At 72.1% G+C, this 13,711-nt stretch carries 11 protein-coding genes; 5 read left to right on the top strand and 6 right to left on the bottom strand.

Annotation, left to right across the window (positions count from 1 at the left end; translation table 11 throughout):
- Positions 1–156: 156 nt before the first annotated feature.
- Both ACFZDA_RS38975 and sigJ read left to right on the top strand, forming a co-directional pair.
- Entirely contained in the window at positions 157–1,836 is a 1,680-nt protein-coding gene (locus tag ACFZDA_RS38975) for an oxaloacetate-decarboxylating malate dehydrogenase (protein WP_391090820.1), read from the top strand.
- Positions 1,837–1,911: 75 nt separating this feature from the next.
- A complete protein-coding gene (gene sigJ, locus ACFZDA_RS38970) occupies positions 1,912–2,826 on the top strand; it encodes an RNA polymerase sigma factor SigJ (protein WP_391090817.1) in 915 nt (304 codons plus the stop codon).
- A 24-nt stretch (positions 2,827–2,850) separates the two neighbouring features.
- On the opposite strand, the gene ACFZDA_RS38965 is transcribed toward sigJ, so the two are convergent.
- Positions 2,851–3,588: an NAD(P)H-binding protein gene (locus tag ACFZDA_RS38965; RefSeq protein WP_391090815.1), complete on the bottom strand. Its 738-nt coding sequence runs from the start codon at positions 3,586–3,588 to the stop codon at positions 2,851–2,853.
- 110 nt (positions 3,589–3,698) lie between these two features.
- Positions 3,699–4,700, bottom strand: a complete 1,002-nt coding sequence (locus ACFZDA_RS38960) for an AsnC family transcriptional regulator (RefSeq protein WP_391090813.1) — start codon at positions 4,698–4,700, stop codon at positions 3,699–3,701.
- 119 nt (positions 4,701–4,819) lie between these two features.
- Here ACFZDA_RS38960 and ACFZDA_RS38955 point away from each other — a divergent pair, with 119 nt between their 5' ends.
- Genes ACFZDA_RS38955 through ACFZDA_RS38945 form a run of 3 tightly spaced genes read left to right on the top strand, consistent with a single transcriptional unit; the run spans position 4,820 to position 8,825 of the window.
- Positions 4,820–6,139 (top strand): Nramp family divalent metal transporter, encoded by a 1,320-nt coding sequence (locus ACFZDA_RS38955; RefSeq protein WP_391090812.1) that lies wholly within the window; start codon positions 4,820–4,822, stop codon positions 6,137–6,139.
- Complete coding sequence (locus tag ACFZDA_RS38950) at positions 6,136–7,587, top strand: amidase (RefSeq protein WP_391090810.1); 1,452 nt, start codon at positions 6,136–6,138, stop codon at positions 7,585–7,587. The genes ACFZDA_RS38955 and ACFZDA_RS38950 overlap by 4 nt, the downstream gene beginning before the upstream one ends.
- Positions 7,584–8,825: an FAD-dependent oxidoreductase gene (locus ACFZDA_RS38945; RefSeq protein WP_391090808.1), complete on the top strand. Its 1,242-nt coding sequence runs from the start codon at positions 7,584–7,586 to the stop codon at positions 8,823–8,825. Before ACFZDA_RS38950 ends, ACFZDA_RS38945 begins: the two co-directional genes overlap by 4 nt.
- A gap of 7 nt (positions 8,826–8,832) precedes the next feature.
- Here ACFZDA_RS38945 and ACFZDA_RS38940 read toward each other — a convergent pair whose 3' ends face one another.
- From ACFZDA_RS38940 to ACFZDA_RS38925, 4 genes are read right to left on the bottom strand one after another with little or no spacing between them, the layout of a single operon-like run.
- Entirely contained in the window at positions 8,833–10,572 is a 1,740-nt protein-coding gene (locus tag ACFZDA_RS38940; RefSeq protein WP_391090806.1) for a trehalase family glycosidase, read from the bottom strand.
- A 59-nt stretch (positions 10,573–10,631) separates the two neighbouring features.
- A complete protein-coding gene (locus ACFZDA_RS38935) occupies positions 10,632–11,456 on the bottom strand; it encodes an ABC transporter permease subunit (protein ID WP_391090804.1) in 825 nt (274 codons plus the stop codon).
- Positions 11,453–12,439: an ABC transporter permease subunit gene (locus tag ACFZDA_RS38930; RefSeq protein WP_391090802.1), complete on the bottom strand. Its 987-nt coding sequence runs from the start codon at positions 12,437–12,439 to the stop codon at positions 11,453–11,455. The genes ACFZDA_RS38935 and ACFZDA_RS38930 overlap by 4 nt, the downstream gene beginning before the upstream one ends.
- A 10-nt stretch (positions 12,440–12,449) precedes the next feature.
- Complete coding sequence (locus ACFZDA_RS38925; RefSeq protein WP_391090800.1) at positions 12,450–13,691, bottom strand: extracellular solute-binding protein; 1,242 nt, start codon at positions 13,689–13,691, stop codon at positions 12,450–12,452.
- Positions 13,692–13,711 lie beyond the last annotated feature (20 nt).

Raw genomic sequence — 13,711 nt, 5'->3', positions numbered from 1 at the left:
TTCTCCTGACGGGTGTTGGGCTCGGTACGCCTTACGGAGAGGTAGACGGGGTGACGCGCCGGAACTCATCGGTGCGCCGGAGGCCGGATCGACCGTTCGGCCGGGCCGGCGCAAGTCGTCTGCACGAACGGGCGAGTCCAGGGAAGGCGTCACCCCATGGACCAGCCGAAGACCCCGCACCCCCGCACGACCACCAGCCCCGCCCTCACCACCCTGGCCGACCCGCTCGTCAACAGGGGCACCGCCTTCAGCCGGCGGGAGCGCGCCGAGCTCGGCATCGACGGGCTGCTGCCGCCCGCAGTGGAGACCCTGGACGAGCAGGTCGCCCGCGCCTACGAGGCGTTCCACGGCTACGACAAGCCCCTCAACCGGCACATCTACCTGCGTCAGCTCCAGGACACCAACGAGGTGCTCTTCTACCGTCTGGTCACCGAGTACCTGGAGGAACTGCTGCCCGTCGTCTACACGCCGACGGTCGGTGAGGCATGTCAGCGCTTCAGCGAGATCTACCGGCGGCCGCGCGGGCTGTTCCTGACGTGGGAGGACCGGCACCGCTTCCGGGACATCCTGCGCAACCGCCCGCACCGCGACCAGGACGTGGACGTCATCGTCGTCACCGACGGCCAGCGCATCCTCGGCCTGGGCGACCAGGGCGTCGGCGGGATGGGCATCCCGATCGGCAAGCTCAGCCTGTACACGGCGATCGGCGGCATCCACCCCGCCCGCACCCTGCCGGTCCTGCTGGACGTCGGCACCGACAACGAGGACCTGCTCGGCAACCCGCGCTACCTCGGCCGGCGGGCCCGCAGGCTGACCGGCGCCGACTACGACGAGATGATCGAGGCGTTCGTCTCGGCGGTGGAGGCGGAGCTGCCCGGCACGCTGCTCCAGTGGGAGGACTTCGCCACCGCCCACGCCCATCCCATCCTCTCGCGCTACCGGGACCGGCTGCTCACCTTCAACGACGACATCCAGGGCACGGCGGCCGTCACGCTCGGCGCCCTGTCCACGGCGGCGAACGTGTCCGGCACCCCGCTGTCCGAGCAGCGCCTGGTGATCCTGGGAGCGGGGTCGGCCGCCATCGGTGTCGCCGGCATGATCCGGACGGCCATGACCGAGGAGGGCCTGTCCGAGGACGAGGCGACGGCACGGTTCTGGATCCTCGACGTCGACGGCCTGCTGGTGCGCTCGCGCACGGAACTGACGCCGCAGCAGCGGGAGTTCGCACGCGACGACGGTGAGGTGACCGGCTGGGACGGCACCGGCCTCGCCGAGGTGGTGCGCCGTGTCGAGCCGACGGCGCTGATCGGGCTGTCGACGGCTCACGGCGCGTTCACCGAGAAGATCGTGCGGCAGATGGGTTCGACCTGCGAACGGCCCGTCATCTTCCCGCTGTCCAACCCCACCTCCCACTCCGAGGCCGATCCGGCGGACCTCACCCGCTGGACCGACGGCCGGGCGCTGATCGCCACCGGCTCGCCGTTCCCGCCACTGAGGGTGGACGGGCGCGAGGTGCCGGTGGCGCAGTCGAACAACGTGTACGTCTTCCCGGCCATGGGCCTCGCGGTGACGGCGAGCCGGGCCACGCGCGTCACCGACCGCATGATGGTGGCCGCCGCCAGGGCCGTCGCCGAGTGCGCGGTACGGGCGGCGCCCGGCGACGACGGTCCCGTGCCGCTACTGCCGCCCCTGGACGGGATGCGGGAGTCCGCCCGCGCCATCGCCCTGGCGGCGGCTCTCGCCGCCGTCGAGGACGGGGTCGCTCCGCAGGCGACCGAGGAGGAACTGCGCCGGGCGGTCGCTCGGGCGCAGTGGACACCCCGCTACGTGGACTGAGCGCCGCCCCGTGCGCCGGCCTGGAAGGTCGTACTGTCTGAGGCACGACGGTCGACCCGTGGAGGCATCGGCGGCATGGACCAGGGACAGCCCCTCACCGACGGCGCGCTGAACGCGGCGGCGGACGCGTTCGAGCACCTGCGTCCCCGGCTGTTCGGCATCGCCTACCGCGTTCTGGGCAGCGTGTCCGAGGCCGAGGACGTGGTGCAGGACGTGTGGCTGCGCTGGCAGGGCGCGGACCGGAGCGCCGTGCTGGACGCAGGGGCGTTCCTGGCCAAGATCACCACACGTCTGGCGATCAACGTGGCCCAGTCGGCACGGGTCCGCCGTGAGGCCTATGTGGGGCCCTGGCTGCCGGAACCGGTGGACACCAGTGTGGATCCGCAGGTCGGCGCGGAGCGGGGCGAGGCGCTGGAGCTGGCCGTGCTGCTGGTCCTGGAGCGGCTGAACCCCGTGGAGCGGGCGGCCTATGTGCTGCGGGAGGCGTTCGACTACGCGTACGACGAGATCGCGGACATGCTCCGGTTGAGCCAGGCCAACACGCGGCAGATCGTCAGCCGGGCCCGCAAGCGCCTGTCCGCCGAGCGCCGTGAACCGGTCGACTCGGCACAGCACCGGCGCCTGCTCGAAGCCTTCGTCGCCGCCGCGCGGCACGGTGACGTGGCGGCGCTGGAGAACGTGCTGTCGGCCGACGTCGTCGCCTACGCGGACGGCAACGGCATGCGCGGCGTGGCACGGCTGGAGATCGTGGGCCCCGAGCGCGTGGCCAGGGTCACCGTTTTCGCCCGGAAGTTCTTCCCCGGGGCCGAGTACGGCATCGTCGAGGCCAACGGGCGGCCCAGCCTGCTGCTCGTCCGGGACAAGGCCGCCGTCGCCCTGGTGAGCGCCACCGTGGGGCCCGGCGGCATCGACGGGCTCTACTGGGTTCTGGCACCGCAGAAGCTGAGGGCGTACGAGCGGTCGGCGCGCAGGCTCACCGGCCGCCCGTAGGTCCTGTCCGACGACGGTCAGCGGTCAGTTCCGCCTGACCCACTCCTCGTAGCGGGTGGACGCGAGGTGCGCGGTGCCGTCGCCGGTGAGCACGTCGGGCATGCCCGCGAACAGGCCGGCGGTCTCGTCGGTGACGACGGTGCGGCCGTCCGGCTTCGCCGCCAGGGTGATTTCACCGAGCCGGTCGAGCCGGTGCACTTCGGGTCCCGCGATGTTCCGGATGCCGTTCGACGGTTCGCCCTGGGCGGCCTCGGCGACTGCCGCCGCGACATCGGCGGAGGCGATCGGCCGCAGCCGCGTGGACGGCAGCCGCACCTCACCGTCCTGGGTGGACATGTCCATCACCGGGGCGACGAACTCGAAGAACTGCGTGGCTCGCACGATGCTGTAGGGCACGCCACTGCCGCGCACGGCGTTCTCCTGCGCGACCTTGGCCTGGTAGTAGCCGTAGCCGGGCACCTGATCGACGCCGACGATGGAGAGCCCGACGTGGTGCCGGATGCCCGCCTCCTTCTCGGCGGCGAACAGGTTCCGCGCCGAGCGGGTGAAGAAGTCCAGCGCCGGCTCGGTGTCGAAGGAGGGCGAGTTCGACACGTCCACGACCACGTCCGCGCCCTTGAGGGCCCCGGCCAGTCCCTCGCCTGTGAGGGTGTCGACCCCCGTGGAGGGAGCGGCGGCCACGGCGTCGTGCCCCCGGTCGCGCAGCAGCGCGACGACCTGCGAGCCGATGAGTCCGGTACCGCCGACGACCACGATCTTCATGACTGTCTCCGTTTCGCTGAGGGGTTGACTCACCACAGAGACAGGACAGGGCCCGGGCTTGTGACAGCCGGCCCGGCCTGCGAGCCCTCTTCCCCCTTCTGAACAGGACGTCAGTCACGCAGCCACGGCGCGAGCATCCCGCCCCGCTTCAGCGAGCCGAGGACCATCGACACATCCACCGACACCGCCTCGCGCAGCCACGGGGCACGCGTGACGAAGTCGTGGAGCGCCGCCTCGTCCGCAAACGCGGTCAGGACCAGCAGCTGGCGTTCGCCGGTGACGAAGCTGACGTACCGGACGTGGGGGGATCCGGCGAGCGCCGCCGTCACCGTGCCGACCTCCGACGGCGCGGTGCGCACCCACAGCACCGCCTCCACCGGCAGCCCGACCAGCAGCGGTTCGATCACGGCACGGACGCGGACCCGACCCTCCCTGCGCAGGGCGCCCAGCCGGCGCCGGGCGGTGGCCTCGGACACGCCGGCCACCCGGGCCAGTTCGTCGAACGTGCACCGTCCGTCCTCGGCCAGGGCGTGCACCAGCAGGCGGTCGGCGCGGGTGAGTTCCCCGGCCCCCTCGAACGGGGGCGACACGTCCGCCGAGGCGGGGACGGCGCCAGCCGGTGTGCCGTCGGTCAGTGCGGCGATCTCGGCCTCGGTGAGCAGGCCCGCGTGCCACTCCCGGATCGTCCGCACGTGCCGCAGCACCGGGAGCGTCAGCGTCCGTACGACCCCGGGCACGCCCGGGAGTTCGTCCATGACGAGGCCCGCGAGACGGTCGCGGGGGCACTGCACCTCGGCGACGCAGTCCCAGGTCCCGGTCAGGACATGGGCGAAGACACAGTCGGGGCGGCGCGCCAGCGCGGTGGCGGCCACCCGGGCCTGGCCGGGTGCGCAGCGCACTGCGATCACGGTGCTGCGCCCGCGCACCGCCATGGCGCCGATCCGTACCAGCCCGGAGTCGAGCAGCCGGGTACCCCGGCGGACGACGGTGCGTTCCGGTTCGCCGAGCGCCGTCGCGACGCGGTGCCACGAGGCACGGCCGTCGATCTGCAGGGCGCTGATGATGCGCCGGTCCAGCGAATCGGCCACGAAGCCGGTGTGCGGTGCGTCCATCGGCCTGAGCTTATGGCCGATTCCGTCGATTTCACAGGGATTCTTGTTCCCATCCGTCGACGTCCCCGACTCTGCCGGGAAGCCGGACCGCGCTCTCCCTACCTCCGGAGGTGGCCGACATGACCGCGACACCCGGAAGTCCCCCTCACCCGCCCACGGCTGCCCCGTCCCCCGAGTCCTTCCCCGCCCCCACCACCCGGCGCGGGCGGCTGGCCGTCCTCGGGCCGGGGCTGGTCCTGGCGGCCGCCAGCGTGGGCGCCGGCGACATGGTGACGTCGCTGGCGGGCGCCGCCGGCTACGGCATGGCCCTGCTGTGGGCCATCCTCATCGGTGTCGTGCTCAAGTACGCGCTGACCGAGGCGGTGGGACGCCTGTATCTGGGGACCGGGCTGACGGTGATCGCGAGCCTGCGCTCGGCCGCCCGCTGGCTCCCGTCCGCCTTCTTCGCATTCGTCCTGGTCATCGGGCTGCTGTACGGCGCCGCCCTGAGCTCGGTGGCGTCGCTCGCGCTGTCGACGCTGTTCCCCGTGCTGCCGGTGAGACCGCTGGCCCTGGTGATCGCGCTGGCGTCGGCCGGGATCGTGTACGTGGGCCGGTACACGCTGTTCGAGCGGGTGATGAGCGGGTTCATGCTGGCCAAGTTCGTCGGCATGGTGGTGCTGGCCGTGGTCACGCTGGCCACCATGGACGACCCGTCCGCACTGGTGGCCTCGCTGCGGCCGCGGCTGCCTCAGGGCGACGTCATCACCGTGCTGGCGCTGGTCGGCGGAGTGGGCGGCACGGCCGGTGTGGCCTCGTACAGCTACTGGGTGCGGGAGAAGCGCTGGCGCCACACGAGCTGGCTGCCCGTCATGCGGGCGGACACCGCGGTGAGTTACACGGTCACGTTCCTCTTCGTGGTGTGCACCTCGATCGTGGGCACCGGCCTGCTGTTCGGCAGCGGCCGGACGATCACCGGCAACGACGGGCTCGCCGCGCTGGCCGAACCGCTCGGCGCGGACCTGGGGTCGGCGGCCCGGGTGCTGTTCCTGGGCACGTTCTTCCTCGTCACCCTGAGCGCCCTGGTCGGCGGCTTCAACGCCCTGTGCTATCTGCTGGCCGACTCGCTGCGCACCCTGCGCGGGGTGCCGGACGCCGAGGCCGAGCGGCACATGGGTCAGCGCAGCCGCCCGTTCCGTCTGTTCGTGCTCTACTGCGCGGCCACGTCCGTGGCGGTGACCTTCGCCGGGCGCCCGGTGCCCCTGCTGCTCACCTACGCCGCCGTGGGCTCCCTCGTCCTGCCGCTGCTGTCCGGGGCGCTGCTGGTGCTTCTCAACCGGCGCGGCCTGCGGGCGCCGTACCGCAACAAGCCTCTTTCGAACGTGCTGCTGTCGGGCTCCTTCGTCCTGTTCGGGGTGCTCGCCGTCGTCCAGCTCAAGGAAACCCTGGGAGGACTGTGAACCCCGCCGACCTGTGCTTCAGCACCGCGACCGAGCTCACCGCGGCCCTGCGCCGCCGTGAGATCTCCGCCCGCGAGGTCGTCACCGCCCATCTCGAACGGATCGACCGGGTGAACCCGTCGGTGAACGCGATCGTCACCCTGGTCGCCGACCAGGCCCTGGAGGCGGCGGCCGAGGCTGACGAACGGGCCGTCTCCCAGGCGGAGTTGGGTCCGCTGCACGGGCTGCCCGTCGCGCACAAGGACCTCCACGACACCGCGGGCATCCGCACGACGTACGGCTCACCGGTCCTCGCCGGCCACGTCCCGGCCCGGGACCACCTGGTCGTCGAGCGCCTCAAGCGGGCCGGTGCCATCACGCTCGGCAAGACCAACGTGCCCGAACTCGGCATGGGTTCGCACACCGTCAACCCTGTCTTCGGCGCGACCCGCAACCCCTACGACCTCTCGCGCAGCGCGGGCGGCAGCAGCGGCGGCGCCGGGGCCGCCCTCGCCTGCGGCATGCAGCCGATCGCCGACGGCAGCGACACCGGCGGCTCGCTGCGCAACCCGGCCTCCTTCAACAACGTGGTCGGCCTGCGCCCCTCCCCCGGCCGGGTCCCCTCCTGGCCCGACAAGGCGCCGTGGGCGCAGCTGTCGGTCAAGGGCCCCATGGCGCGGACCGTGCAGGACGTCGCCCTGACGCTGTCGGTGCTGGCCGGGCCGGACCCGCGCAGCCCGCTCGCTCTGGAGACGCCGGGTTCCCGCTTCGCCGGCCGGCTCGACGGCGATGTGCGCGGCTTGCGGGTCGCCTGGTCGCCCGACCTCGGCGGGAGCGTGCCCGTCGAGGCGGAGGTCCGGGACGTGGTGCGCGGCGCGGTGGGGGTCTTCGCGGCGCTGGGCTGCGAGGTCGAGGAGGCCTGCCCCGACCTGTCCGGCGCCGACGAGGCGTTCCACGTGCAGCGCGCCTGGCAGATGGAGCTCGCCTACGGGCCCCTGCTGGACGAGCACCGGCACCGCATGGCCCCGGACGTCGTCTGGAACATCGAGGAGGGCCGCAAGCTCACCGGCCCGGACCTGGGCCGCGCCCAGCTGCTCCAGGCCGCGCTGTTCCACCGGGTGCGCGCGTTCTTCGACCGGTACGACGTCCTGCTGCTGCCGGTGAGCCAGGTCGCGCCCTTCGACGTCGGTCTCCCTTACCCGGCGTCGGTGGACGGGGTCGCCATGGAGACGTATCTGGACTGGATGCGCTCGGCCTCTCTGATCACGATGACCGGCTGCCCGGCCCTGTCGGTCCCGGCCGGCTTCACCCCGGCCGGGCTGCCGGTCGGGCTCCAGGTGGTCGGGCCGCACCGGGGGGACGCGGCCGTGCTGAGGGCGGGACACGCGTTCGAGCAGGCGACCCGGTTCGGGGAACGGCGACCGGACATCGCGGTAAACACGGACAGGGCGGAGGGCGGCCGGTCATGAGCCCGCGCAGTGTCGTCGTGGTGGGTGCGGGCATGGCCGGGCTGGCGACGGCCTGGTTCCTCCAGGAGGCCGGTGTCGACGTCACCGTGGTCGACCGGCGGGGCGTCGCGGCCGGCGCGTCCTGGGGCAACGCGGGCTGGCTGTCCCCCGCCCTGACCGTGCCGCTGCCCGAACCGGCAGCCCTGAAGCTGGGGTTGCGCACGCTCCTCTCCCCCGCCTCCCCGCTTTACATCCCACCGCGTCCTGATCCGCGGCTGGCCCGCTTCCTGCTGGCGTTCACCCGGAACTGCACCCACCGGCGGCGGCAGGTGGCGATGGCGGCGCTGGCCGCGCTGAACCGCGGGGCGCTGTCGGCGTACGACGATCTGGCCCGGGGCGGGGTCACCGAGCCGACGCGCTCGGACGAGGCGTGTCTGATCGCCTTCACTTCCGCGGCCGGACGTGCCCCGCTCGTGGCGGAGCTGGACGCGGTGCGCGCGGCGGGGCAGGAGGTCGACTACGACCTGCTCACGGGGGCCGAGGCGCGCGAGGTGGAGCCCGCGCTCTCGTCACGCGTCGACGCGGCCGTACGGCTGCACGGCCAGCGTCACCTCGACCCCGGGGCGTTCGTCACGGCGCTGGCCGACGCGGTCCGCGACCGGGGCGGAAAGATCGTCACCGGCGTGGAGATCACCCGCGTCCGGGACGTGGGCACCGGGGTCGTCGCCCTCGCCCAGGACGGCACGTCCGTGCGGGCCGACGCTGCCGTCCTCGCGCCCGGGGCCTGGCTCGGCCGCCTGGCCGCGCCCTTCGGGGTGCGCGTCCCGGTGCAGTCCGGGCGCGGCTACAGTTTCTCGCTTCCTCCGGCCGGGCTGCCGACCCGGCCCGCGTACTTCGCGGAGCGGCGGGTGGTGTGCACACCGCTCGGGGACCGGGTGCGGGTGGCGGGCATGATGGAGTTCACGGCGCCCGACCGTCCCGCGGACCCTCGCCGCATCGAGGCGATCGTCAACGCCGTCGGGGACCTGCTCCCTTCGGCCGACCTCACCCGCCGCACCGACGAGTGGGCCGGCCCCCGCCCGTGCACGGCGGACGGCCTGCCCCTGGTCGGCCCGACCCGCTCGCCCCGGGTCCACGTCTGCGGAGGCCACGGCATGTGGGGCATCGCCCTGGGCCCCCTCAGCGGCAAACTGCTGGCGGAGTCGGTCGTCACGGGCCGCCGGGCGGCCGAGCTGACCGCGCTGCATCCGCTGCGGTGACGCACGGTCAGTGGCCGGTACGGTGGGCGTGTGCTTCGGCGAGGAGGAGGTAGCTCGCGGCGGTCCAGGTGTAGGCCCGGTCGCGCAGACCCGTGCCCGTGAGGGCGTCGAAGTTCTCGGCGAAGCCGTGCGTCTCGCACAGGGCGCGGAAGCGGGCGCTGATGTCGTCGGCGAGCCGGTCGTGGCCGGCGCGGCGCAGACCGTCCTCGATGAGGACGGTGGCGGGGGCCCAGACGGGGCCGCGCCAGTAGCCGTCGGAGAGGTAGTGCGGTGAGGTGGGCAGTTCGGTGGCGAGGCCGTACGGGGTCAGATGGGCCTTGATGTGGTCGGCCAGCGCGCTGCCGATCTCGCCGGGCAGGTGCTCGCCCAGCACGATGGGCATCAGGTCGAGGAGGCTGGAGCTGCTCCAGGTGTGCCCGGTGGCGGCTCCCCGGGCGACGAACCGTTCGCCGGTCCAGAGCTCGTCCAGCAGCGCCGACTGGGTCTCGTGTGCCGTGCGCGTCCACCGGCTCGCCTCGTCGGGCTTGTCCAACTCCACGGCGAGCCAGGCGAGTTCATGGAGCTGGAGGACGAGGAAGGCGGCCAGGTCGGCGGTGACGACCACCCGTTCGGGGTCGAAGGTGGTGGCGTTGTCCCAGCCGCTGTCGTTGCCGTGCTGGTAGTGGGGCAGGGCGGCGCCGGGTGCGCGTCGTGCGCTGAGCCAGAAGTCCGTCCAGCGTGCCAGCCGGTCGTACGTCTCGGCCAGTGCCGCCCGGCCGGGCGGCACCGGCAGCCGGCGGCGCAGACGGCCCGACGCCCAGCCGTGGATGGGCGGTTTGACGAAGTTGTGCAGGACCTCGGAGTGGGTGACCGAGTCGGGCAGGGCTCCGCTGCCGTCCTGGTGGTCGAAGGGCAGGGCGAACTGGTCCACGGCCAGTCCGGGACAGCCCGGGGCCAGGGCCAGGGCGTTGAAACAGTGGTCCCAGCTCCAGACCTTGTCCATCCAGTGCTTGGACATGAGCACGGCGGGCCGGGTGACGAGTCCGGTCGGGCGCACGGTCGCCGACCAGAGGACGTAGGCGGCGAGTTCGGCGGCGGGGGTGTCGGACGAGCGCCAGGGGGCCACCGCGTCGACGAAGTCCGCGAAGGTTCCGCGTGCCGCCGCCGCGACCTCGCCGAAGGCCGCCGAGGACGTGTACGGCGGGCGCGCGGTGTCGAGTTCCTCGACGGCGATCTCCCACCCGCCGTCCGCCGCCGCGGCCAGGGCGAGGCCACGCTCGCCGGCGCCCAGGGCCTGGGCGCCGGCGGCGCGGGCGATACGGCCGGTCAGGACGGTGACGCGGTAGCGGCGTCCCGTCTCGTACGACGTGAACACGTGTGCGTCCGCCGCCGGGTCGTGGAAGAAGTACGTCCCGCTGAACGGCGTCAGGACCTGCGCGGCCGCGAAGACGCCGAGGCCCAGGCCGCTGCCCCGCAGGCGCACGGTGTCCGGCGACTCGTAGGCGAGGTCGATTCGACCGGCCGGGGCGATCCAGCTGAGCAGTCCCGGGGTCGCCTCGACACGGGTGCCGGTGCGCTCGCCCGTCGCCGGGTCCAGGGGGACGAGGCTCAGGACGGCGTGCATGCCGTTCTGGTGCGAGACGAGGTGGAGGTCCTCGGCGTACGTCTTCTCCGCCACCACGGGTGAGATGCCGAACCAGGATCCGAACGTGCTGAACGGGATGTCGTGGACCGAGAAGGCCGGTCCGGACGACGGGGCGGCGGTCATGAAGGCGTGACTCGTTTCTTGAGCAGGGATCGTCGGCGGAAGGGAAGGGCCACGGGAGGTCAGTCCTTGACGGCACCGGAGGTCACGCCGGCGGCGACGTAACGCTGGGCCAGGACGAGGATCACCGCGGCGGGCAGCGAGGCCACGACGGCGGTCGCCATGATGGCGTTCCACTCCTGGTTGTTGTTGCCGATGTAGTGGTAGATGCCCAGGGTGATCGGCTCGTGGGCGCCGCCGTTGACGAGGGTGCCGGCGAAGACGAAGTCGGACCAGGACCACAGGAACGCGAACAGGGACACCGTGACGACGGCGTTGCGGCTCATCGGCAGGACGATGGACCGGAAAGTGGTCAGGGGCCCGGCGCCGTCCATCGTCGCGGCCTGGAGCAGTTCGCCGGGGATGCCGGACATGAACGCCGTGAAGATGAGCACCGCGAACGGGACGGCCAGGGTGGAGTCGGCGACGATCAGGCCGGGCACGGACCGGAGCAGGCCGAGCTGGAGGTAGATGGCGTAGAAGCCCATCGCCATGATGATGCCGGGGATCATCTGGGCGACCAGGAAGAGGAAGCCGAGCACGCCGCCGCCGCGCGGGCGGAGTTTGGCCAGGGCGTAGCCGGCGGGGGCGGCCAGTGCCACGGTCAGGACGACCGTGCCCAGGCCGATGACCAGGCTGGTCGCGAGGTAGGGCAACTGCTCGTCCAGGACGGTGCGGTAGCCGGCCAGGGTGCCGTGCAGCGGCAGCAGGTCCGGCGGGCTCTTGCGCATGTCCTGGTCGCGGGTGAGGGAGACGTTGAGCATCCAGTAGACCGGGAACAGCATGATCCCGGTCAGCAGCAGACCGATGGCCGTCTTCCACCCTGCGCGGCCGGTGCTTCGGTTCATGACAGCGCCTGCTTTCGCTGGACCCGGATGTAGACGAGGCCGAACACCAGCGCGGCGACGACGAGCAGGTTGCCGACGGCCGCTCCGGGGCCGAAGGCGGGCAGCAGGTTGCCGAAGCCGAGCTGGTAGGACCAGGTGGCGAAGGTGGTGGAGGAGTCGGCCGGGCCGCCCTTGGTCATGATCCAGATGATGTCGAAGACCTTCAGTGTGTAGACGAGGCCCAGGAGCAGGGTGATCGCGGACACCGGGCGCAGCAGCGGGAAGGTGATGCGCCAGAAGCGGTGCCAGGCGTTCGCCCCGTCCAGTGCCGCCGCCTCGTACAGGCTGGCGGGGATGGACTGGAGGCCGCTGTGGAGCACCACCAGGTTGAAGGGGACGCCGATCCAGATGTTGGCGATGATCACCGAGGTCAGCGACCAGGTCGGCGAGGTCAGCCAGTTCACCGGGTCGGCTCCGGCGGCACTCAGCAGGGCGTTGACGATGCCGGAGTCGCTGTTGAGCATCCAGGACCAGGTGGAGGCCGACACGATCAGCGGCAGCAGCCAGGGCACCAGGAACAGGGCCCGCAGGGTCACCGACAGCCGGAAGTTCTGGTGGAAGAAGACCGCGAGGGCCAGGCCGATGGCGTACTGGAAGACCAGGCACACGGCGGTGAACACCACGGTGTGGAGGAGGGCAGGGGCGAAGGTCGGGTCGTCGAGGACCTTCGCGTAGTTCTCCAGGCCCGTGAAGGGCGCGTTGCCCTGGACGAAGGAGCGGACGGTGTAGTCGCGCAGGCTCAGGTCGAGGTTGCGGTACAGCGGATAGGCGTAGAAGAGGACGAGGTAGAGGGTCACCGGGGCGAGGAAGGCCCAGGCGGCCCACTGCTGGGAGGTCGGACGGCGTCGTGTCCCGGCACGGGCCGGGGGCGGGGCGGAGGCCGCCGCCGGCCCGGCCGGGGTGGGCACGGGCCGGTGGGCGGGCGGGTGTGCCGTCTGCTTCATCGGGCCCATGTCACTTGACCGCGGCCTGCGCCGACGCCAGTGCGTCCTTGGGGGACTTGGACCCGCTGAGGGCGGACTGGACCGCCTTCCACAACTGCTCCGAGATCTTGGGGTACTTGGTGCCGAGGTCACCGCTGGTGCGTCCCTTGGCCGACTTGACCGCCTCCACCCAGGGCTTCAGTGCGGGGTTCGCCGCCACCTGCTTGTCCTGGACCTCACCGGTGGGGGCGACGTAGGACAGGGTGGTGTCGGTGTCGTACAGGTTCCGGGTGCTGGTCAGGCAGGTCGCCAGCTTCTGCGACGTGGTGTAGCGGCCGGTGTCCTCCTGGACCGGGAGGGTGACGAACTCGCCGCCGGTCGGGGCGGCGGCGTGGCCTCCGGCGGAGCCCGGGATGGGCAGGACGCCGTACTCGAAGCCGGCCTTCTCGGCGTTCGCGAGCTGCCAGGTGCCGTTCTCGGCGAAGGCGTAGTCGCCGCCGGCGAACTCCTGCCAGCTGGTCGTCTGGGTGTTGTTGATGACCGAGTTGGGGGCGTAGCCCTTGTCCAGCCAGCCCTTCCACAGCGACAGTGCGGACACGGCCTTGTCCGAGTCGACCTGGGTGAGCTGCGCGCCCGAGCCCCAGAACCAGGGCAGGAACTGGAAGCTGCCCTCCTCGGTGCCGATCGCCGAGAAGGTGATGCCCTTCTTGCCCGCCTTCTTCACCTTCGCCAGCGCCGCCGTCAGCGACGTCCAGTCCTTGACCGAGGCGATGTCCACCCCGGCCTCCTTCAGCACCTTCTTGTTGTAGTAGAGGGCGAGGGTGTTGGCGCCGATGGGTGTGCCGTACGTCTTGCCGCCCGACTGACCGGCCGCGAGCAGGTTGGGGTCCACCGTGGAGGTGTCCAGCTTGTTCTCGTCGGTCGTGGTGAGCACGCCCGCCTCAGCCAGGGTCGAGACGACCGGATTGTCGACGATCAGGACGTCCGGGGAGTTGCCCTGCTGGGCGGCGAGCAGCGTCTTGTTGGCCAGGTCGCTGGTGTCGTAGCCGGTCCGCTGGATCTTCACGCCGGCCTGGCTGCCGCACTTGTCGAGCAGCTTCGTCCAGGCCGAGCCCTTGGCGAACTGCGGGTACGGGTCCCAGATCGTGTAGGTGCCGCTGTCGGCGTCCTTGGCGTCGGTGCTGCCGGCGCCGGAGGAACAGGCGGTGCCGACGACGGCGACGACGGTCGACAGGGCCACGGCCGCGAGGCGCCGTCTGGAGGAGCTGTGCATGGCGGGTCCTTCGTTCTTGG

Origin of the sequence: Streptomyces sp. NPDC007991 (assembly GCF_042958445.1) — a bacterium.
Classification (GTDB): Bacteria; Actinomycetota; Actinomycetes; order Streptomycetales; family Streptomycetaceae; genus Streptomyces.
Note: the sequence above shows the minus strand (reverse complement) of the source record. Positions and strands in the feature narration are given on the sequence as shown.